This window comes from Dictyobacter formicarum (genome assembly GCF_016587435.1).
Genome location: NZ_BNJJ01000003.1, coordinates 134227 through 154137, shown reverse-complemented (window position 1 = coordinate 154137; position 19911 = coordinate 134227). Strand labels below are relative to the sequence as shown.

23 protein-coding genes are annotated in these 19911 nt (G+C 47.6%); 12 read left to right on the top strand and 11 right to left on the bottom strand.

The window, feature by feature from the left end; all coding sequences use genetic code 11:
- Positions 1 to 102: 102 nt before the first annotated feature.
- Entirely contained in the window at positions 103 to 885 is a 783-nt protein-coding gene (locus tag JMI88_RS05795; protein ID WP_201360836.1) for an SDR family oxidoreductase, read from the bottom strand.
- A 153-nt stretch (positions 886 to 1038) separates the two neighbouring features.
- On the opposite strand from JMI88_RS05795, the gene JMI88_RS05790 reads away from it, so the two are divergent.
- Together JMI88_RS05790 and JMI88_RS05785 are read left to right on the top strand one after the other, a co-directional pair.
- Positions 1039 to 1968 (top strand): RNA polymerase sigma-70 factor, encoded by a 930-nt coding sequence (locus tag JMI88_RS05790; protein ID WP_201360834.1) that lies wholly within the window; start codon positions 1039 to 1041, stop codon positions 1966 to 1968.
- A 114-nt stretch (positions 1969 to 2082) separates the two neighbouring features.
- The gene (locus tag JMI88_RS05785; RefSeq protein ID WP_201360832.1) at positions 2083 to 2229 is read left to right on the top strand and encodes a hypothetical protein; all 147 of its coding nucleotides are present in this window, start codon (positions 2083 to 2085) and stop codon (positions 2227 to 2229) included.
- 30 nt (positions 2230 to 2259) lie between these two features.
- On the opposite strand, the gene JMI88_RS40030 is transcribed toward JMI88_RS05785, so the two are convergent.
- Both JMI88_RS40030 and JMI88_RS05780 read right to left on the bottom strand, forming a co-directional pair.
- Positions 2260 to 2391 carry a glycoside hydrolase family 15 protein gene (locus tag JMI88_RS40030; protein ID WP_268905967.1) on the bottom strand — a complete coding sequence of 44 codons (132 nt, stop codon included), beginning with the start codon at positions 2389 to 2391 and terminating at the stop codon, positions 2260 to 2262.
- A 115-nt stretch (positions 2392 to 2506) separates the two neighbouring features.
- Positions 2507 to 2782: a hypothetical protein gene (locus JMI88_RS05780; protein ID WP_201360830.1), complete on the bottom strand. Its 276-nt coding sequence runs from the start codon at positions 2780 to 2782 to the stop codon at positions 2507 to 2509.
- 109 nt (positions 2783 to 2891) lie between these two features.
- On the opposite strand from JMI88_RS05780, the gene JMI88_RS05775 reads away from it, so the two are divergent.
- From JMI88_RS05775 to JMI88_RS05755, 5 genes are all read left to right on the top strand, one after another.
- The gene (locus JMI88_RS05775) at positions 2892 to 3143 is read left to right on the top strand and encodes a hypothetical protein (protein ID WP_201360828.1); all 252 of its coding nucleotides are present in this window, start codon (positions 2892 to 2894) and stop codon (positions 3141 to 3143) included.
- A 21-nt stretch (positions 3144 to 3164) separates the two neighbouring features.
- Entirely contained in the window at positions 3165 to 3407 is a 243-nt protein-coding gene (locus JMI88_RS05770) for a thioredoxin domain-containing protein (RefSeq protein WP_201360827.1), read from the top strand.
- Positions 3408 to 3592: 185 nt separating this feature from the next.
- Positions 3593 to 4273 carry a response regulator transcription factor gene (locus tag JMI88_RS05765; protein WP_201360826.1) on the top strand — a complete coding sequence of 227 codons (681 nt, stop codon included), beginning with the start codon at positions 3593 to 3595 and terminating at the stop codon, positions 4271 to 4273.
- A gap of 30 nt (positions 4274 to 4303) precedes the next feature.
- Entirely contained in the window at positions 4304 to 5839 is a 1536-nt protein-coding gene (locus JMI88_RS05760) for a sensor histidine kinase (RefSeq protein WP_201360825.1), read from the top strand.
- A 221-nt stretch (positions 5840 to 6060) separates the two neighbouring features.
- Complete coding sequence (locus JMI88_RS05755) at positions 6061 to 7191, top strand: PAS domain-containing sensor histidine kinase (protein ID WP_201360824.1); 1131 nt, start codon at positions 6061 to 6063, stop codon at positions 7189 to 7191.
- A gap of 176 nt (positions 7192 to 7367) precedes the next feature.
- Here JMI88_RS05755 and JMI88_RS05750 read toward each other — a convergent pair whose 3' ends face one another.
- Entirely contained in the window at positions 7368 to 8267 is a 900-nt protein-coding gene (locus JMI88_RS05750) for a hypothetical protein (protein WP_201360823.1), read from the bottom strand.
- A 711-nt stretch (positions 8268 to 8978) separates the two neighbouring features.
- Here JMI88_RS05750 and gvpJ point away from each other — a divergent pair.
- From gvpJ to JMI88_RS05725, 5 genes are all read left to right on the top strand, one after another.
- Positions 8979 to 9209 (top strand): gas vesicle protein GvpJ, encoded by a 231-nt coding sequence (gene gvpJ / locus JMI88_RS05745; protein ID WP_201360821.1) that lies wholly within the window; start codon positions 8979 to 8981, stop codon positions 9207 to 9209.
- A gap of 234 nt (positions 9210 to 9443) precedes the next feature.
- Positions 9444 to 9992, top strand: coding sequence for an Hsp20/alpha crystallin family protein (locus JMI88_RS05740; protein ID WP_201360819.1), 549 nt, complete (start codon positions 9444 to 9446; stop codon positions 9990 to 9992).
- On the top strand, positions 9985 to 12120 hold the full coding sequence (locus JMI88_RS05735; protein WP_201360817.1) for a CDC48 family AAA ATPase: 2136 nt from the start codon (positions 9985 to 9987) through the stop codon (positions 12118 to 12120). The genes JMI88_RS05740 and JMI88_RS05735 overlap by 8 nt, the downstream gene beginning before the upstream one ends.
- 142 nt (positions 12121 to 12262) lie before the next feature.
- A complete protein-coding gene (locus tag JMI88_RS05730; RefSeq protein WP_201360815.1) occupies positions 12263 to 12535 on the top strand; it encodes a gas vesicle protein GvpO in 273 nt (90 codons plus the stop codon).
- Positions 12536 to 12563: 28 nt separating this feature from the next.
- Entirely contained in the window at positions 12564 to 13670 is a 1107-nt protein-coding gene (locus JMI88_RS05725) for a GvpL/GvpF family gas vesicle protein (protein ID WP_201360813.1), read from the top strand.
- A gap of 25 nt (positions 13671 to 13695) precedes the next feature.
- On the opposite strand, the gene JMI88_RS05720 is transcribed toward JMI88_RS05725, so the two are convergent.
- The 7 genes from JMI88_RS05720 to JMI88_RS05690 form a co-directional block, all read right to left on the bottom strand.
- Positions 13696 to 14589 carry a hypothetical protein gene (locus JMI88_RS05720; protein WP_201360811.1) on the bottom strand — a complete coding sequence of 298 codons (894 nt, stop codon included), beginning with the start codon at positions 14587 to 14589 and terminating at the stop codon, positions 13696 to 13698.
- Positions 14590 to 14619: 30 nt separating this feature from the next.
- Positions 14620 to 15567, bottom strand: a complete 948-nt coding sequence (locus JMI88_RS05715; protein WP_201360810.1) for a DUF6895 family protein — start codon at positions 15565 to 15567, stop codon at positions 14620 to 14622.
- A gap of 112 nt (positions 15568 to 15679) precedes the next feature.
- Entirely contained in the window at positions 15680 to 16006 is a 327-nt protein-coding gene (locus JMI88_RS05710) for a hypothetical protein (RefSeq protein WP_201360808.1), read from the bottom strand.
- 427 nt (positions 16007 to 16433) lie between these two features.
- Positions 16434 to 17357 carry a hypothetical protein gene (locus JMI88_RS05705; protein ID WP_201360806.1) on the bottom strand — a complete coding sequence of 308 codons (924 nt, stop codon included), beginning with the start codon at positions 17355 to 17357 and terminating at the stop codon, positions 16434 to 16436.
- 563 nt (positions 17358 to 17920) lie between these two features.
- Positions 17921 to 18160 (bottom strand): gas vesicle protein GvpG, encoded by a 240-nt coding sequence (locus tag JMI88_RS05700; RefSeq protein ID WP_201360804.1) that lies wholly within the window; start codon positions 18158 to 18160, stop codon positions 17921 to 17923.
- 4 nt (positions 18161 to 18164) lie between these two features.
- A complete protein-coding gene (locus JMI88_RS05695; protein ID WP_201360802.1) occupies positions 18165 to 19121 on the bottom strand; it encodes an ArsA family ATPase in 957 nt (318 codons plus the stop codon).
- A gap of 10 nt (positions 19122 to 19131) precedes the next feature.
- Positions 19132 to 19893, bottom strand: coding sequence for a GvpL/GvpF family gas vesicle protein (locus JMI88_RS05690; protein ID WP_201360800.1), 762 nt, complete (start codon positions 19891 to 19893; stop codon positions 19132 to 19134).
- Positions 19894 to 19911: the final 18 nt, after the last annotated feature.

The following is a 19911-nucleotide window of genomic DNA, read 5'->3' as shown; positions in this document are numbered from 1 at the left end:
AATCGGTAGTTCCTGGCTCACGCGCAACAGGCGGCACGCATCGTGGCGTCGATCGCACCTCTTTGTCGGCCGCTAAGGCGGGCTAGACCTGCTGTCGCGTGACTAACTCACCCGGTCGGCCAGGAACTCCTCCCAGGTCCGCTGGCCCACCGCTCGCCCGGGAGCCAGGTTGGCGCCGGACCCGAACGCGCGTGCGGCCTTGCCTGGCAGCCAGACCGGAATGATCGGTCGGTGCCGGCGACTGGCCCGCAGGTATCCGCGGAGCAACTCAGCCGCGCTGTACACCTTCGGCCCGGCCATGTCAGGCACCAGCCCGGCTGGCTCGCCGAGTGCCAACTCGGCGAGCCGGGCCGCCACCTCTCCGGCGTCGACCGGCTGGACCTGGAAACCGGCCGGGAGCGGTATCACCGGCAGCCTGACCATCTGCTGCGCCACTAGCAGGAGCAGGTCGTGGAACTGGGTGGCGCGCAGCGTTGTCCACGGCAGGCCGGAATCGGCCACCACGCGCTCGGCGGCCAGCTTGGACGCGAAGTAGCTGAACATGGCACGGTCGACGCCGCTGACAACTGGGATCCGGTCGGCGCCGACGACCGAGATGTACACCAGGTGTCGCGTTCCGGCCCGCGACGCCGCCCGGACCAAGTTCAAGGCCTTATCCTCGTCGCCCTTGCTGCTGCCCGCGCAGTGCACGATGATCTCGGCCCCCTTCACTGCAGTTTCGATCCCCTCGCCCGTGGCCAGGTCACCGTTCACGAACTCGATTCCCTCCCGGGCCTCGCGGCTGTTCCTGCTGAGTACCCGTACCTTGCAGCCAGCGTTCAATAGTCGGGGAACGACATGGTGACCGAGCGTACCGGTGCCGCCTGTGACCAGAATATGTTGCATAGTATTTCCTCTCTTATCTCTCTGTGCTTTGAATGCTTCTCAGTGGCTCGTACAGATAGGAGACGAGGGAGCGCGGGCAGATGTGACACACCACTCTGTTTGTTATCTGTCCTGATATGGGCCTATAATAAGACAAAAGGAGAAATGTAAGCAATGGATGAAGCCATGCGAAAGGGGAACCAGGGAGAAGAGTTCGAGCACTATCGCGTGCTGCTCTTTTCCATTGCCTATCGGATGACTGGGAGCGCGAGTGAAGCGGAGGATCTTGTGCAGGAGGCTTATCTGCGCTATCAGGCGAGTGCCAGCCAGGAGATAGTTTCCTTGAAGGCGTATCTCAGCACAATTATTACCCGTCTGGCGCTGGATTATCTGAAATCGGCTCGTGTTGCCCGCGAACAGTATATTGGAGTCTGGTTGCCCGAACCTATCCTCACATCGGAGGACGATGGGTTCCCTCTAGCAGACCTTGAGCAACAAGAAGCGCTTTCGCTGGCCTTTTTACGCCTGCTAGAGGCACTCAGCCCTCCAGAGCGCGCCGTTTTTCTCTTGCATGAAGTTTTTGATTACCCTTTTAGCGAAATCGGCAGCATGCTGGAGAAAAGCCCGGCCAATTGCCGCCAGATCTTTCATCGAGCCAGGCAGGCTTTGCAGGACAAACGTGCGCGTTTTGAGCCGGAGCCGCAGCGCCAGCGCCAGCTCCTGTTCAGTTTTCTTTCCGCCAGCCAGGCCGGGGATATCACGGCTCTGACCAGCCTTCTGGCTCAGGATGCCGTCTCCTGGTCGGATGGTGGCGGCAAAGTGCAGTCGAACCTCAAGCCTATCCATGGCCAGCAATCCGTGGCGCGTTTCTGGTGCTTCTGGCTGAGTCTGGCGCGCAAAAATCAGCGGCCTCTGACCTTTACGCTGGCCGAGATCAATGGCAGCCCGGCTATTCTGTGCTGGGAAGAGGGCAGCCTGGCCGTAGTCATCAGCCTGACCCTGAGCGCCGTGGGCATTCAGGAGATCTATGCTCTGCTGAACCCTGAGAAACTGACCTACCTGCAAAAACAGCTCTCCAGAGGACGAAGCAGTTTTGAGTCCTGAACCAGTGAGGGGTCTCGACAGCGATGTGTGTCTCCTGGCGTAGTGCTTCTCTGGCCACAAGAAGCGGAGCCTGCTCAGCTTGCCTGAGATAGGTAGGTTTATTGTATCTTCTGGGTGATCGAGTGTAATCTCTGTCAACTCTTGCTCCCCATCGATGCCATACATTGGCTGCAGCATGCCGCCGTTCTTCAATTGATGGCAGCGAACGTCCAGCCAGCCCATAAACGCTTCGGCTTCTTGAGCCAGGCCGAGCGTGAGTAAGCTATAGAGCGAGAAAGATGCGTCTCGTATTCAGGTGTAGCGGTAATCCCAGTTGCGTTTTCCCCCGCGCGACTCGGGTAAGCTCGTCGTGGCTGCCGCCACAATCGATCCGCTTGGTGCATAGGTGAGCAATTTCAAGACGAGGGCTGAACGCTGCACCATCTCGCGCCAGCGCCCCTGATACCCGCACTGCGAAAGCCAGTTTTGCCAGTAGTGCGAGGTTTCATGAAAGGCGGTCTGATAGGTATGCTCTGAGAGCGGCTGCGGCGCGTGTTTGTTATCCTGGCTGCTCTCCAGCAGAAAATGCAGGGTTTTGCCACTGTGAAGCGTAAACGTAGCCTTTCACTCCTCCTTGTCCATCAGGCTCAAGCGAGAGAGGTGAGGCGAGCTTGAGATGAAAGTCCTGATGCTGGAAGGTGGCTCCCCCTTCTGATTTATGGTTATCCTGGTGATGGCTAACACCCATCGTGGCCTGCTTGTTCTTGCCACGACCGCTCTTATGAGCCTTGCTGGCGCGGCCTTTCTGGGGAGAAATCGATGAAACCAGAAGCACTCAATTTTCGTATCGATCTTGATATTACTATCGTATTACGATATAAAAATTGAAAAGAGGAGCCATTGATGTGTCTTGATGGGCTCCCTGGAAAGTGGATAGAATTACGATGAGCACCCATCTGGTGATTGCCGTGCTAGGATTTCCTCTCTGGCTACGGATTACGCACTATATTAACTTGCTCTTTATCGGCTTGCTGATCCGCAGCGGTCTTCAAATCCTTGCGGCCTATCCCAGGCTCTACTGGAACGACAATAGTACACCCGGTAAGGAATGGATCAGGTTCACGAAAAAGAAGGTACCGCTGAAGGCTGCTCAGCATAATGAAGATTCTAGTGAATTCTATCAATCCAGATCCTAAAATAAAACAAAGGAGGATGCTATGCAGCATATGGAGTATCGAGAAGGTTGCGCAATGTTGCGCAAAGCTGGCTTCACCGAATTAGAGATAGAACGCTTGAACAAACTACGCACAGCGTATCATGAAGAAGAGCTTCATCCAATATCCGAGACGCCGCCGTGTGGAAGTTGGTTTAACCGAGCTATACGCAAGCTCGGCAGCCTATGCTTCCAGCTGGCCTATAGTGGAAGTATTTTCTGGCCGTATGATCATACCGCTTTCTGATGCTTCCCTTGCGTAGAAATAATTGTAGTATGGGTCGCTGCTATTGGTTCCTTCCGCAAAAACAGGGAGTGCCTGCCTGACGGCTAGGGGATAAAAATTCTTACCACGTTCTAACAAAAAGGTAGTAGAGTGAAAGTCAAGAGGATGGCTTGTCTCAGTATACCGGCATAGGCAGGGTAGTAAAGATGACAAAAATACTTGTTGTTGAAGACGAAAAGCAGATCATGAGTTTTTTGCGCCGGGGGTTGATGTACAAAGGGTTTGAGGTGATTGGCGCTGCAAATGGCAATGACGCCATCAGACAAGCACACGATGCTGCGCCGGATCTCGTTATTCTCGATATTATGCTGTCCGATTTCGATGGTTTTGAGATTTGCCGCTATCTCCGTTCTACAGGCAGCGAAACGTTGCCTATCCTGATGCTCACCGCCAGGGATGATCTCACTGATAAAATAGCTGGCCTGGATTGTGGTGCTGATGACTATATCACCAAGCCTTTTGACTTTGAAGAATTGATCGCCCGTATTCGCGCGGCCCTTCGTCGCGTCGAGAGTTTGCATCAGGCCAATCAGCGAATAGAAACAGGTGATCTTGTAATTGATACCAGCGCCCACCAGGCCTGGCGTGCAGGACAGCTCATTGAACTGACGAGGCGTGAGTATGATCTGCTCGAATTTCTCGCCCAGAATCCAGGACATGTATTGTCGAAGGAACGTATTTTTGAGCGCGTCTGGGGTTATGACAACGAGGCTGAACTGGAAGTTATTAAGGTATATATTAACTATTTGCGTTCGAAGCTAAATGCCGGTGGAAAACCAGATCTCATTCATGCTGTGCGTGGCATTGGATACGTTTTGAGAGCGTGAGTGTTCTCTTTTTCAGAAAAGAGACTGTTTATGAGTGATACTACGACTCAAGCTGAGAGCATATGTCGTTCTTTCTCTGGCTTCAAAAAAATGTGGCCATTGCGTAAGCGCCTGGCCCTCTGGAATGTCTTGATTTTTCTGCTTTCCTTCCTTATTTTGGGCTGCCTCGTTTTTGTTCTTGTCACTTCGTATCTGGAGACCAGTCTGGATAAGCGTTTGTCGCTGCAGAGCGAAAAGATGCAAATGGCGACAACCATCTGGTTCTCGTCGGGCCACCAGCTCGACGCTCAATTTTTCAGCCAGCTGCTACAGGGAGAGCCTGGGAACGAATTCACGGCGGACAATCCGTCATATATCAAGTTCATCGATATCCGAACAGGGAAGACACTCTACCATTCATACAATCTGAAAAGTGAAAGTTTTACTCTCGATCAAGCAGATGCGAAAATGATCCAGCAGGGGCAGAATGTGTTTCGTACGTACCAGCAAGATGAGAGTCAACAGGTCCGCACCCTGACCTTTCCAATATGGAATCATGCCCATGCCATCATTGCAATCGCTCAGGTTGGTGGATCTCTCGCGTCAATCAATGAAATGCAACACATCCTTCTCTTGTTCCTGGGTGGAGGAATGCTTGCTGCAGCCTTGCTGGCTTATGTCATCAGCTCTGTTGTCGCCAATCGAGAACTACGCCCATTGAGTAATTTAAGCACCACACTGCTCGATTTAAGCGCGGATGGCCCTGGTGTACGCCTTGCACCTACCTCATCGGCCACTGAAATACAACAATTAACCGACGCATTCAATCAAATGACGGAGAGGCTGGAAAGCAGCCTTCAGCTGCAACGCCAATTTGTTGCCGATATCTCACACGAGCTGCGTACCCCCCTCACGAATATTCGCGGACAAATAGACATTCTTTTAATGGACCGGGATCTCAAAGCTGATGTGTATCGAGATGTACGGGCAATCAATATAGAGCTCAAACGAGTTTCATGGCTGCTGACGAATCTTCTGCTGATAGCCCGGGCAGAAGTGGGCATCGTACCAGAGTTGAGTGAGAAGCATGTACAGGCTGTAGAGATAGACACGCTCCTCATAGAGATCTTACGACAACTTCAGGGAGATAAGCAGACGGTTGTGCTGGAAATGGGGCAATTAGAGCAGACAAGCGTGAAGGGTGATAGAGAACTGCTCAAACACATGATTCTGAATATCTTAGATAATGCGCTGCATTATACATTGGATGGAGGGCGCGTATCAGTAGAATTGACTACGCAGCATGATTTTCCTGGTAGTGTAAACAGCGCGCAATATAATCAGCACGCCACATGGGCAACGATTCACATCCGCGATACGGGTCCGGGTATCGCGCCCGAAGACATGCCGAATATCTTTGAACACTATTATCGTGCGGCGCAGTCAAACTCCCGTAGTAAGCATGGAGCCGGCCTGGGTCTCTTCGTTTCCCGTCTTATTGCCAGGGCCCATGGTGGTGATATCACCGTTGATAGTGAACTGATGAAGGGATCATGCTTTTATATCTGGTTACCAATGAGTCGTTAATTAAGCACCGAGACGTACTAGCGTCTCTAACGGATAATAAGGATCATCTTGTTATCTCATTTCTCCAGGCAGTTTCCCTTTCTTTCTTTCTTTCTTCTTGCCCTCGGCTGCATCGTTGTATCTTTCTTTTTCATCGGGCCGTAATGTCATTGTGGCTCTCTCTCCTAAACTGATATTGCCTGTTATTATTGGCCATGCCCGATGTTTTTAAGGATGATACCATGCTTCCAAACAAATCAACACAGCCTGATAGCTTCTGGCCGCAATATAAACCAGGTGAAGTACAAGCTCTCCTGAATAAGGATGAGCAATTTCATTTATGGATTGAAAATATCGCCGATATTATCACGGTTTTTAAAGCTGATGGCACCATTTTCTATCAGAGCGCATCTATTACACGCATCCTGGGCTGGGCGGTTGAGGAACGCGTCGGTCAGAATATATTTACAAATCCCATTACCCATCCTGACGACGTACAGGCGCAGCAGGCCTTTCTGATCGATGCCATCAATAATCCCAACAAAATAGTGACCAGCACTTTTCGTCTTCAGCGTAAAGACGGTTCCTCTTGTTATATCGAGGCGATTGGCCGTAATCTGCTGCACCATCCCCTGGTTCAAGGTATCGTTACAACTTACCGAGACATCACCGAACGAATGGAGTTAGAGAAACGGAAGGAAGAGTTTATACGCGTCGCCAGCCATGAACTGCGCATACCTATAACTAATTTAAAAGGTCATACACAGGTCCTCAAAATGATGCTTGAAGATCATGATGCTATGGAGGAGCCTATCGAGTACCTCTCTATTATGGATAAACAAATTGATCGTCTGACCAGGCTCATAAACGATCTGCTCGATGTAACGAAGATCAGTGCCAGCATGATGGACTATAAGGATACCCTGTTTGAGGTTGATGCTTTCATACACAATATAGTGACTCTGCTCCAGCACATCAGCCCACGGCACACACTCAGGATTACAGGACAATCCTATGCCACGCTCTGCGCCGATAAGGATCGCCTGGCGCAAGTAATGATTAACCTTATCATGAATGCCATCAAATATTCGCCCGACGCTCAGTACATCGACATAGAGGTAGCTTCTGAAAATGGTTGTGTACTGATACACGTGCGTGATTATGGGAAAGGTATACCCTTGCCTTATCAACAGAAGATATTTGACCGCTTCTATCGCGTTCCTGATATGGACACTGAGAGCAGTTCAGGCCTGGGCATTGGCTTATACGTTGCGAGAGAAATCATCGCACGGCACCACGGCGAGCTATGGGTTGAGAGCCAGCCAGGTGAGGGTTCAACCTTCTCCATTTCACTGCCAATCAATACCAGATAACCGGTCTGGATTTTTTCCCGCAGAGATACCACTCCAGGTTGACTTATGAGCGACGTGGCGAGGAGATTCGGGCGCGCTTTGCTGACGCCCTGACAGCCTTGTCCACTGATGAAGCGGTTCAGGCATCACCAGTGGACAAGTAGAAGGATCTTGAATGCAGTATAGTCTTCTTGAGGCTATCTGCCACTCCAGATGAGGATAAAATGATCTGCATTTCCTATCATTCCCCAACCTTCTGCTTTGGATGGCACCTTTTCGCGTTTCTTGCCCTTTAGCTTTGAGGCGATTCCACCCTTAATTATGTCTGCCTCCTTCAATGCCTCTAGCTTTTTGGCTGGAGCTCCACCTTTCTCTTTTACCGTGTCGACCGCTTCTTTAGTTGCCTGAGTGATATTCTTTGATAGCTGTTTGGGCTGGCTTAAAAACGCTATCGCTTTACGCAGCAGTTCCTGGACTACTTCAACTGCGCTGGTTAACTTTTGGAGAATATCATGGACCAAACCTACTTCCTCTTTTTTACCGACCAGTGGCGCGAGCTTATGAATGACACTGACGCCCTTTGTCGCCTTTGTCAGCGTCTCTTGTAGCTCATCAACTTTATCTGTGACCCTGTTCAATAGCTCCAGCGCTGTGCCAACCCCTCCTTGTTTATTGACAAGCGGTTCAACTTTACTTAAAAGCATCTGTCCTGTATGCGCACGCCTATCTACTGTATCCAGTATATCTCGCAGTGGCTTAAGGGCTTCTTTATTCTCTAGAAGCGGCTCGAGTTTATCTAGTATCTCTCTAGCTATCGAGACACTGAGTGTTATTTTCGTCAAAATTTCTTGGGCTTTGTTGACATTTTCAGCTACTCTACTTAACAGGTCTTGCGAGGGACCCTCACCTTCTTCTGGTTGTTCGGGCGTGCCCTTTTCAGGCTGTTCGGGCGTGCCCTGCTCTTCAGCAGGTTGTGCTGGTTGTTTAGAAGTATCCTGCTCTTTCTCGGTAGACTGTTCAGCCTGCTCAGTATTTGTCTGTGTGGCCTCGTGGGTAGAGGCGTTTTCAGCATTCTCTTTAACACCTTTATTGGTCATGTGTATCCCCTTTATGTATTGGTACAGATTGCAGTGCACCAACTCTTGTTTACAAACTTTTCTACTAATTTAAATGGCACGTACGTAGTAAAAGCTGTAAACAACAAACCTTCGAAGTTGCTCAAGTTTATCGGCCTCTTCCCAAAAGCCGTTCTGTTTTTGCTGCTTGAACATCTATACGATTTATTCACGCCAGATACCCACATTAAGAAAACTGAGTTGCCGGGGCGTTGATGTAATTGTAAATTACATCAATATATAGTCAATCTAAAAAGTTAACTATTGTAGTTGTTTTCCATTTAAGAATAACATATTTACACCCGGTCTAGCCTATTGATAATCCATTTGCGAGCGAGGAACTTCGGGAAAAGACGCGAGAAAGATTGGCCTGGCCTTGATGTAGCTTATTTAATCCTGGCAGAGGGTCGGAAACTTATGATGTTTTATCATCGTGTATAGATATAATAGGCAGCGAAAATAGAAATATTCCAATGCCTATCGGAACCATTTTCTATATGTTCAACCCGATGTAACTCACTTATTGTCGAGGAATAAGTAGCAGTTGCATGCATAAAAAGTTTTTAAGAATTTTTGAGGTTTCACAAATAGAATCTCAACCTCTAGTTTGAACAACGCATCAGGTCTAGTGTAGGTAAAAAGAACTATAGACACCTAAAAAGTCATACGCTTAAACAGCATGAGGAGGAAAAGATGCCGGTAGAAAAAGTTGGAATGACATCCAGTCTGGCAGACGTAATTGATCGCATTCTTGATAAAGGGATCGTCATCGATGCCTGGGTCAGAATCTCGTTAATCGGTATTGAAATTCTGACCATCGAAGCCAGGGTCGTCGTTGCATCTGTCGAAACATATATCAAATATGCTGAAGCCATCGGTTTAGTCGCCTCAGCATCAGAAGCAAGCGCAGCAGAGGCGAGCTAAAGAGCATTAAGTTTCTCTGAATTAGAAGAGGGAAAGATGCTGTAACGAAAGTCGTAGTGTCATCTGTCTAAGCTATGCTACTGCGCCTGGCCTGATTATTTATGCTGCCAAGATATGGATGCGGTTTTTCACCACGAAAAACTTCCTGGAGAAAAGAGGCAGGTTGAACGGTGTAAATAATCAAGCCGACGCGCTAAAAATAATGGTGAAACAAACAGCAGGGGAGGGAGTTGTATGGCAACAAAAGATGACGATCAAAAGAAACTACAGCAGAAAGAAAGTGAAGATAATTCCGGTACTAAACGTGGCTCTTTTACCGAGTTTTTTCGAGGCCTTGAATCGTTGCTTAACACGATTATTACCGTAGAAGAAGGGGAACAAGAACAGAAATATGAGGGCGAATCGAACGCCCTCGCAGGTCGTTTAAAAACAGGCTTTAGTCTTTCCATTAAAACCAACCTGCTAGATACCATCCCCAGGCAGCCATCCGAACCTGCAAGGGTCGTTACTCAACGGCCTATGGCTGAGGCGGAGATAGAGCCATTCGTTGATTTCTTCAATGAACAAGACCATGTGCTAATTGTTGTTGAACTTCCAGGGGTAGGCGAGGCAGACATACATGCCGAAGTTAATGGTGACATTTTTATACTTTCAATCACTAACAGCAATCGTACATATACCAAAGAGATTGTTTTGCCAGAGAATACGGATGCCAGCACTATAACAAAGAAATATACCAATGGTATCTTAGAAATAAGAATGAGTAAGATGCAACATGGCTGATACGATGGTTCAACTCAAAGTAGCTGAAGCAAATGCGCGCGATGTTGGCCGTGGTATTGCCCGTGTTGACCCAGATGTGATGGCTAAACTGGGTATCGACGACACTGGAGAGGTTACTAGTCTTAAAGGAAAGCGAGAGACAGTAGTCAAAATCATGCCAACGTTTCCAGATATGCGGGGACGTGGCATTGTCCAGATCGACGGTATCATCAGAGAAAATGCACAAATCGGCCTGGACGAACAGGTCAGGCTGGTCCGAGTTCAGGTCGCGCAAGCGCGAAAAATAACGTTGTCTCAATTATCTTCACTAGATAAAATGACTATTGATCGAGCCTATTTTTCCAAGCAACTGGCGACAATGCCTGTTACCAGGGGCGATAGAGTTCAGATCACCTTTCTCGGTACCAGAAAGCAAGATTTCAATGTGGTAGATACACAACCCGCTGGTGCGGTACTGATTACACCACAGACGACCATCTCCATCACTGGCGAAGGCAAAGCCACTGATGTGCGCATGACATATGAAGACATTGGGGGATTGGGAAATCAGGTAAAACGCATTCGGGAAATGATCGAGCTGCCTTTACGTTTTCCTCGCATCTTTGCTCGTTTAGGGGTCACACCCCCTAAAGGGGTACTTTTACATGGACCACCTGGCTGTGGTAAGACATTGATTGCCAGAGTAATCGCCAATGAAACCGATGCCACCTTCTTACATCTCTCAGGCCCTGAGATTATGCATAAGTTCTATGGCGAGTCCGAAGCTCATCTACGCAACATCTTTGAGAAGGCCAAACATAATGCTCCCACCGTTCTCTTTTTTGACGAGTTGGATGCAATTGGCCCTAAAAGGGAAGAGCTAGGTGGGGAAAAACAGGTTGAACTGCGCGTTGTATCTCAGCTTCTGGCCTTGATGGATGGTTTGGAGGAGCGTGGCCAGGTGATTATTATTGGCGCCACAAACCTTCCCGACATCCTTGATCCAGCTTTGCGCCGCCCTGGTCGGTTTGACCGTGAAATCGTGATTCCGATTCCTGATAAAAATGGGCGTAAGGAAATTATCACAATTCATACCAGAGGGGTGCCCCTGGCAGACGATGTAGACCTCGACCGATTAGCATTTCTCACCCATGGTTTTGTGGGAGCAGACCTGACCGCCCTGGCTCGTGAAGCCGCTATGTACGCGATCCGCCGCTTCCTGCCAAAGATTGATTTTGAGCACGGCATTCTTCCCGAACATGACATGCTCGCCCTTGAAGTAACGATGGACGATTTTTTGCAGGCCTTACGTGAGATTGAACCATCGGCTATTCGGGAGGTTTTTACGGAAATCCCAGAAATAGGTTTTTCTGACATTGGTGGCCTGGACGATGTCAAACGGATTTTGACTGAAACGGTTAAGGACCCCCTATATCATCCCGAGGTTTATGCCAGAGCAAATACAAAGCCTGCCAAGGGAATTCTGTTGTCCGGTGAGCCCGGCACGGGCAAGACGTTGATCGCCAAAGCGATTGCTAGAGAATCAGAGGTGAACTTTATTGCGATTTCGGGCCCAGAACTGATGTCCAGATATGTAGGGGAAAGCGAACGCGGTATTCGTGAAGTATTCAAAAAGGCCAGGTTGGCCGCCCCATGCATTTTGTTTTTTGATGAGATCGAGACCCTGATTCCCAGGCGCGGATTAAGTGCAGGCGACCAGGTCACGGAACGTGTGACAACCCAGTTTTTAACCGAAATGGATGGCATTGAGGAATTGCGGGGAGTATTGGTGCTGGCCAGCACTAATAGACCAGATTTAATAGATGCAGCCATGCTGCGGCCGGGACGTTTTGATCTGAAGATTGAACTGCCAAAACCTGATGTACAGGCACGTGAAGCAATATTTAAGGTCCATACCAGAGGAAAGCCTATCGCAAAGTCGATTGATATACACCACATGGCTCAGGAGGCAGAAGGGTTGGTTGGAGCAGATATTGCCTCGATTTGCCAGAGAGCAAGCTTGCTCGCAATTCAAGAATTCTTAGAGAGCAAAGAAGAAGACCTGGATAAATTACTGATCGAAGAGAAACATTTTATCGCAGCCAGAAGTGGTTCAACGGCAGATACATGGTGGCATTCTCGCCTATAGTTATTCGGGGAATCAGCGCTGAAACTGTGAAATTTTTGATAAATAGTGAAAGAATGCCACATAAATACCTGACTTTGACCCACTAAAGTACAGATGATACACTGAAAAAAGGTGTTCCACTAGCAGAATAGGATACGGAATTATGATCAACGCTGTCAAAGAGAAAGTCCTACAATTTTTGCAAGATACGCTTGAGATTAAAGAACTAGGTGAGGGTGTGAAAATTGTCGGCATTACAAAGATTGGCAATGGGTGGGTTGCCGAGGCGGAAGTGGTCGAAAGAGAACGTACCCTACCAGGACACCGCGTATTTAAAACTGAGCACTACATTGTTAAGTTAAATAAGGATCTTGAAGCCTATTCTTTCAGGCAGGCGAATCGCAGTCGACCAGAGGAGATGGAGGAATCGGAGTAGGGATAGCTCACCAATATGAGGGAATCATATGGATCGTAGAGAGCCAAAAATCAATGCACTTTCCACTTCCAACCAGCTAGAAAACAATCACGAAGAGCAGCCAGAACCAGGAACAAGCATGCTAGCTCTGCTCGAGCAATGCAGAATGGAGATGCAAAAAGTTGAGCAGCGATTTGCTGAGGTACAGGCACAATTTGAGGTTACTCAATCACGCTTTCAGGCGCTGCAAGTAGAGATAACAAAACAACACGCCCCACCTCCTCAAGCTGATTCTACAACTGCTTCTCATGTAGCTTCCCCGGAAGAGACGCCTGCTGCAGATTCTGTATATCCAACCTATGGATTATATGCCTATGGCTTCGTCAAAAAGAGCCCCCGTCATTTTGATATAGTCGGCATAGATCGCCAGAATAAAGTATATCCTGTGAAAGGCAATGGTCTCTCTGTAATAGTAAGTGAGATCAATATTAGCCAGTTCCAGGATCAGGTGAAAGATCTGTATACAGCCCTGACCCAAACTTCTGGCACGCTGCAGAACCAGGATGGAGCAATATTGCAGGCCCATGAAAATGTCATCGATGCTATTATGCAGTACACCACGATTGTTCCTCTCAAGTTCGGTACGATTCTAAAGGATGAAAAGGCCGCGCTAAAATTGCTAGAAGAGCAGGGGGAGCATTTTAAAAGCTTGCTCGCTAAGTTCCGGGGGAAGGTAGAATGTGGACTCAAGGTCTATGTTGATAAACGGGTTGTGCTGCAGCATATGATGCAGAGTGCTCCTGAACTTGCCGGTTCACAAGAACAACCAGAGCCACGATCGAAAGGGACCGCCTATCTATTTGCCAGAAAAAAAGAGGAGCAATTTAAGGAGCACGTCAATAACGAACTTCTCCGCATTGCCGAGCATATTTTTAATACATTCGGGCAAACGGCTTTCGATATGAAACAGAATAGCCTTCTCCCACAAAAAGCGACTGGCAAGAAGAAAGAGATGATCCTCAACGCTGTCTATTTAGTTGGACAAGAACAGGTTTCTACGTTCTATGAGCAGGCAAAAAGTATTACCGAGCAATATGCTCCCATCGAGCTAGAACTTGATTTCTCTGGTCCCTGGCCTCCATACAACTTCATGTGAAGTTGAGCAGCAAATATGCTGTGACTTAAAAACTTTGTGCCAGCACGAATTGGGGATGAGCGGTCTCAGCAATGGTCCAGAGGAAAGATACGGTAAGAGGCAGGTATATATAAAGGTCTGGCGAGCTTTGTTGCTCCGTTGATTGTAGCTGCGTCAATTCGTAGGCGAAAAACCCAAAGCGACCATCTGCTTGCTGCTGAGCGAGCAGAAAGTTCAGTCCTGATCTTCTGCTCTTATTTTCATACAGGTGAAGGTAGCGCATGCAGCGCAGAACTTGCATGCCTGTTTCAAGGTTATAGTCGCGAAAATAGTCGAGCATTATAATCGGGAGGAGCGAGGACAGCGTGCACATAAAGTCTGTTTTCAGTTCGCGTGTGACTTGTCCAAATTGTGTAGCGGCCGCTATGTTCTTTACCAGCATGTCAATGGTTGCATCGTCTGCATGAATGAGCTCGGATGGGGTCAGCGCGCGTAACGTGTACGCCGGCAATGGTGGATATAGACGTAAGCGCCGCAGCAGAAAGCGCACCAGAAAGAGCTCACTGGCCTCCTCTTCATTTTGATCCACATGCCCTTGCAATAACTCGCTGATTTTAGCCGCAAACAACTCAATCTGATCACTATGCACATCAAAGAAACGCAAAATACCGAGGGAAAACAATACCAGCGCGGGATCCGCATAGAGGAAATCCTGTGCCTCATCCATGTTCTCAGGTATGCACTGGCATACTTTGTGCGTATATGAGCTGGTGCACGGATAGCTCTGATCTTCGATCAGGGCTTGTTCGCAGATCCAGAGCCCCACCAGTATCTGGAAAGCATACCTGGGATTTAAAGTGGAAGCAGACTTTATCAGGTCTTGCGCTGCTATCAACCAATCTCGCGCTCGCGCACCAGCTGATCTTACCTGTTCAGACATCAGAGAACAAGACTCCATCGCTTATCCCTTCTATTTTGCGCTAGCTGACATTTTCAAATCCTGGTAGGTCAGAAAACTCGTGATGGCGTTCACAATAGTTGTATGATAGTTTTCCTCAAAGCAGTAATGTATGCTAGCGGTACTATCCAACTTATCCCGTTGCTCCTGTGAGTAGCGAGGTCCTGGAATCGAGCCATCTGGTAACTGGTGCTTTCTTATAGTTTCCCAGGCCAGATCAAAAACGGTACCAGGGTACCAGTGCAAGCAATAGCAATCGAGCAATAGCTCTCCAACCAGATCCCAGTTTTTGTTACGTAAGTACAATCCCAGCAATGTTTCGATACTCCATTGAATCGTTGCCAGGTGATCTCCCTGGAGAATGGGTGACGAAGAACGTCCAAAATCCGTGAGATAAAAAAGGGTGTGGGTAACGGCATACACATCAGTATCTGTTAAGTATGCCAGCTCAGGGGTCTGCGCCAGCAGCGTATTGTGATAGAGTTGCTCGTAGGAAGGCAGGGAATGATGGAACTGACCACAATCTAACATATGTCGACGATCTAATAATCTCATGGGGGTTGTTTCTGTAGCCGTAACGTATCTCTGATCAATCACGAGCTGAATAAGCTCTTTATAGTCCTCGGTAATGACATTACATTGTTGCAGGACGATGTATATCATCGTATAAATCTGAAAATATTCGGGCCTGCGTATGATCCGTTCTTGATATTGCGGCTGCTGCCAGACGCCGAAGATGAGTTGCAAGAAATGCTGTATGCGTGGCTCAACGTCTCCTTCTTTACTACGATAGTAAAGCATACATAAGAGCCCCAATTCACCTAATGCTTTGGTCAGATAGATGTCCGCTGATGGATTGTCAGACTTATCTGTGAGAGGATTAAACAGTTCTCGATGTTCATCTAGCCAATCTAATGCATGGTCATAGCAAAGATAGATTTGCTCGAATTTTTCAGCCATGAATCGACTATTCTCCCTATATTGGTGCCCTGGAAGCGACAACAATAGGCCTGCGCAATTTTTATCTGGCAAGACCTATTGTTGCTCTACAAAGCTGCTATATACGAAGCGCTTAGTCATGCTTTTTTTGCCAGACTAGAGCCCAGTGTCCAGTGTCTCCAATGAGTCCCCACTCTGATGATGGGTCTGTCTGTATATGTTGAACCTGATCGAACAGCGATTTCAAAGGCATATCCAGGTTTATCAGATTGGAATTCTTTAAAAAATCCAGAACTTGTAGGAGTGAGTTCTCTGCTTCTTTTGATTCACTTGCCTGCTCCTCGGCTTGAGCTTCTGGCTTCGATTCCTGACCGGATTTGCTACTTGTCTTCGATTCCGTACTTTGTTCTGACTTTCCGCTTGAGCTCTCTGTTTTTTTATCGCTATCCTGAGCAGCCATAAGTCCTCCTGAATGAAAACTGTGTTCTGCACTGACATTTAAGCACGTTCTCTACACCAACAACACGCAATAGACACTGTATGAAGACAATAATGCTGCTCTCACGGTTGTGAAACATGGCGTTGAGATTGATGCGCCAATTTTTACTCTATACCAATGAGAGGGGCCTGGATGCTAAATAGGTAGGAACAGGAGAGGAAGAACCCCCCAGGTTACCTGATACCCGGGTGTTCACTGACTGCATGTACGCCACACCAATCCACTGATGCATTGAGTCGCAGGCAGCCTTAAACCGTGTTAGCTGGCTGCTTGCTTTGATCTACATTGATAATAGAAGATAGAAGTAGCTTTGTCAAGGTTAGCTAATTACGCGAAAAAATCGTTGCCACAACAATGCTATGATTTTTCTGCCGGATAGCTCTCCTGTCTACTCCTCTTCTTTTTCTTCTTTCCAGACAAAAAGCATATGGCCTGGATAGCCAATGATTCCCGCTTCCTCTGGAATGTTCAGGCGCAAATTTTCAAGCTCCTTATGAAGATCCTCAACGTGTACATCTGGATTTATTATGTTCGCCTTTTTCAACGAGTCTAGCATGTCATCTTCTGATTTGGTAGTTTCCTTCTGAGCTTCAGCCTTGTCGCCGCTGGCTGGAACTTCAGGAGCAGGCTCTTTTTTAGTTTCTTTCTCAGTTTTAGCTTCAGAGGTAGGAGGAGCTATTTTCTGCTGAGGTTCTTTGCCGGCCTCAACTTCTGGTGCTGGTTCCACATACTGAGCCGGAAGGGCTATGATCTTCTCTAATGCGGATTGCACTACATCGACACCGGTTGTGGCTTTATCGAGTATAGCTTCGACCTTTCTAACGATCACTGTCACCTTATTCAGCAGGTTGCGTGCTGTACTGACTTCTGATTTCGATTTCTTATCGATAAGGGGTGCGGCCTTATCTAAGGCTTTAAAGACAACCGCGACCCTGTGCAAAATTGCTTGCAGCGTATCAACTCTGTCCTTGGCATTACTCAAAAGTCCCTGCAGATTATCCACGCTCCCCGTAAGCTTTTCCAGCACCTCTCTGATTGTTGAGGCATCTCCTCGTTGATAAAGTAGTGTCTCAATTTTATCTATGACATCTCTGGCTGTTTTGACGCCTGGCTCTACCTTGTTTAGTATCTCCTGTAGCTTTTTTATACTTTCTTGCTCTCCGAGCAGAGGAGCGGACTTCTCGAGTACATCCTGCACAACGTCGATTGCGGCAACCGTTTTATCTAGCGTGTTTTTAGCCAGGATAATGCTCTGTGCCAGCTTATCTATGAGCTCATCTCTATTTTTTTGATCAGATAGCAGATCGATCAATATATCCTGTGGTTTACTCTTTGTGGGTGCAACGCCGTCGGGCGTTTTTTGTGCTATCTTCTGGCTATGCGATGGTGTTTCTGTTCTTGCTTTTTTGTTATGCTCGCCTTTTGACCCATGGCTGCGAGATTCCTGAATAGCATTGGCCCCCGTTTGTAGGGCTGACTGTACTCCAGCTTGCAGATTATCTCTCATCGTCTCACTGGCATTGCTCAGGTTAGCCTTGAGTTTCCGTATGTTCTCCTGCAGCTCATCCTTTACTACCTCTTGAAGAACCTTGAGCCCTGCCTGTAAACCCGTATGCCGGGTACCGGTTCCTAAAAGATCTTGCACGCCCTTGAGGTCGCTTGCACCTTTAAGACCCTGTACCCCCTTAAGATCGTTTGCGCCTTTGAGACCCCGAACACCCTTAAGGTTGTTTGCGCCTTTGGAACCCCGGGCACCTTTGAGATCACTGGCACCTTTGAGTGCACGTATCCCCCTGATCTGCCTGTTTCTGTGCGCAGGATCTTTGGGCCGTTCTTTGTGTTCTGGCTCTCCCCATGCCTGTGGTTCTTCTGGATTCATGATTTGTGTTCTCTTTCTCTTGCCAGGTTAAGCCTCTCTACAAGCTGGTCTTCCCTTCTCTTGTACTCCTCTTCGGTGATTTGATCGGTGACAAATAATGTTTGCAGCATAAGGAGCTCTTCTTTTATCTTGGATTCATCTGTTAATTCCTCCTCTGCCATATTAGCAATGGTCCTAAGGATGCCAACAAAGCCTTTGACGGGTAGACCGATCAATAGATCATCGAGGATAAACATGACTTTAACCATCCTCTTCTGGCGTTCCAGTAAATAACCGTGTACTTAATGTTTGTAGTCTTGCAATGCCCTGAACTTCGGTGGCCTGTAAAACAACCTCTGTGATGGTATGGTGAAGAAAAATCTCCTTCATTTTCTGGATATATTGATCTTGAAAGCTTCTTCTTTGCTTCATAAAATCACACTCATCCTGAGGAAAGATATTGTTAATAATAATATCTTGAGATGGGATCTGCATTTTCTCCAGGCTGTGTATTAAGTCCTGTGTTTCCGAGACAGCCATTTTCTCAGGAATCGTGACTACCACGAACTCTGTTTTCTCCTCATTCTGTAAGAGTGAGTGAACCTTCTTCACCGTCTTTTTCATATCCACCAGAAACTTATCGGCACTCTCAATATGCTCTTTTTGCGCAAAGTGTCTGACCATGGTATGATACTTCCAGCGTAGAGTACCAAGAAACTTTATCCAGTTATCTAAAAGGTCCGGTAGCATAAGGAGCCGCAATGTATGGCCGGTTGGTGCAGTATCGACAAGGTACATCTCGTAGTCTGAGCTCTCCATAAAATCCATGATCTTTTTAAAGCTCATGACTTCATCCAGCCCGGGAATCTCAAGTTGAAAGAGCTCTTCGGTTTCTTCGTCCGCCAGATAGGTGCCTTGCTGCAAGATCTCTAAGATTTCGTTGCCATATTCCTCTTTAAACTCTTTAAGTACTTTGCTGGCATCTATTTCCATCGCGAAAAGGTTCGGCACCTGTTCAACAGCTGTGGGCTCGTTGCCAATAGTCTGCCCAAAGCTATCTGCCAGCGATGGTGCAGGATCGGTTGTAAAGAGCAGTACTTTGTGTTTCCGGGCCAGTTCTACTGCAGTAGCCGCCGCCATTGTGGTCTTGCCAACTCCCCCTTTGCCTCCAAAGAGAATAAATTGGAGTGATGACTGCGATACATGGCGTAATGACAAAGGATCCTCCTTACCATTTGACTACTAATTCCACAAAGTTGTAAGGAACAGCTGAAGAGTTATAGATTAGTAGCGTCCTGTTTTCATGTTCTTTTTGCAAATCGTTTACTTTTTGATCAAAATCACCTTCCTTTGCTTTATCTACTAAAAAGGCCGCATTCAAAAGGTTCATATCCCCATAAAGTTGGTTCTCTTTATAATCCAGACTCAGCGGTTTGATTGCGTCGAGCAATGCCTGTGTCTCCCTGGTTCTCTTTTGTTCGAGTGCCTTCTGTACCATTTCACCGATTTTGACACTGTCGGCATATTTTTTTTGCTTATCTTTTTCACGTAAGGCTGCTTCTTTCATTGTTTTTATGGTTTGGTTCTCTTCCACCACCTCGGCAAAAATCGCATCCATATCCTGCCAGCGAGCCCTTAAGCCCAGCTCTATCTTCCCTTGCATCTCTTGTAATAACTGAACAAGTTCTTGATGACGCTCCTTCAACAGCTTACTTATAATCATTTCTTCATCTGTAGCAATAGTACAATAGCGTACGGGGAGAACCGTATAGTCTTTCGCAACCGTTTCTAAGACCTGGGCATGGCCAGATACGTTATCCCTGGTGACATCATATTTTTGAATGGGTGATTTAGAAATTACTGCGGCAATATCCTGGTATGCCAGCGCATAAACTTTATCACCTCTGCCGCCAATACCAATCGGACCAAAATCCTGTTTGTTGTTGGTGGCAATGATACCATAAAGATAGAAGCCTTCTTCACCATTCATTGTTTGCTCCTTAAATTG

What these genes read in the sequence shown, in the direction of transcription:
- JMI88_RS05770 (WP_201360827.1), top strand. Translation starts at nt 3,165, where the DNA reads ATGCAGCATATGGAGTATCGAGAAGGTTGCGCAATGTTGCGCAAAGCT.
- JMI88_RS05725 (WP_201360813.1), top strand. Translation starts at nt 12,564, where the DNA reads ATGGATCGTAGAGAGCCAAAAATCAATGCACTTTCCACTTCCAACCAG.
- JMI88_RS05795 (WP_201360836.1), bottom strand. Translation starts at nt 885, where the DNA reads ATGCAACATATTCTGGTCACAGGCGGCACCGGTACGCTCGGTCACCAT.
- JMI88_RS05730 (WP_201360815.1), top strand. Translation starts at nt 12,263, where the DNA reads ATGATCAACGCTGTCAAAGAGAAAGTCCTACAATTTTTGCAAGATACG.
- JMI88_RS05775 (WP_201360828.1), top strand. Translation starts at nt 2,892, where the DNA reads ATGAGCACCCATCTGGTGATTGCCGTGCTAGGATTTCCTCTCTGGCTA.
- JMI88_RS05720 (WP_201360811.1), bottom strand. Translation starts at nt 14,589, where the DNA reads ATGTCTGAACAGGTAAGATCAGCTGGTGCGCGAGCGCGAGATTGGTTG.
- JMI88_RS05710 (WP_201360808.1), bottom strand. Translation starts at nt 16,006, where the DNA reads ATGGCTGCTCAGGATAGCGATAAAAAAACAGAGAGCTCAAGCGGAAAG.
- JMI88_RS05755 (WP_201360824.1), top strand. Translation starts at nt 6,061, where the DNA reads ATGCTTCCAAACAAATCAACACAGCCTGATAGCTTCTGGCCGCAATAT.
- gvpJ (WP_201360821.1), top strand. Translation starts at nt 8,979, where the DNA reads ATGCCGGTAGAAAAAGTTGGAATGACATCCAGTCTGGCAGACGTAATT.
- JMI88_RS05740 (WP_201360819.1), top strand. Translation starts at nt 9,444, where the DNA reads ATGGCAACAAAAGATGACGATCAAAAGAAACTACAGCAGAAAGAAAGT.
- JMI88_RS40030 (WP_268905967.1), bottom strand. Translation starts at nt 2,391, where the DNA reads ATGGTGCAGCGTTCAGCCCTCGTCTTGAAATTGCTCACCTATGCACCA.
- JMI88_RS05790 (WP_201360834.1), top strand. Translation starts at nt 1,039, where the DNA reads ATGGATGAAGCCATGCGAAAGGGGAACCAGGGAGAAGAGTTCGAGCAC.
- JMI88_RS05700 (WP_201360804.1), bottom strand. Translation starts at nt 18,160, where the DNA reads ATGTTTATCCTCGATGATCTATTGATCGGTCTACCCGTCAAAGGCTTT.
- JMI88_RS05765 (WP_201360826.1), top strand. Translation starts at nt 3,593, where the DNA reads ATGACAAAAATACTTGTTGTTGAAGACGAAAAGCAGATCATGAGTTTT.
- JMI88_RS05750 (WP_201360823.1), bottom strand. Translation starts at nt 8,267, where the DNA reads ATGACCAATAAAGGTGTTAAAGAGAATGCTGAAAACGCCTCTACCCAC.
- JMI88_RS05715 (WP_201360810.1), bottom strand. Translation starts at nt 15,567, where the DNA reads ATGGCTGAAAAATTCGAGCAAATCTATCTTTGCTATGACCATGCATTA.
- JMI88_RS05760 (WP_201360825.1), top strand. Translation starts at nt 4,304, where the DNA reads ATGAGTGATACTACGACTCAAGCTGAGAGCATATGTCGTTCTTTCTCT.
- JMI88_RS05690 (WP_201360800.1), bottom strand. Translation starts at nt 19,893, where the DNA reads ATGAATGGTGAAGAAGGCTTCTATCTTTATGGTATCATTGCCACCAAC.
- JMI88_RS05735 (WP_201360817.1), top strand. Translation starts at nt 9,985, where the DNA reads ATGGCTGATACGATGGTTCAACTCAAAGTAGCTGAAGCAAATGCGCGC.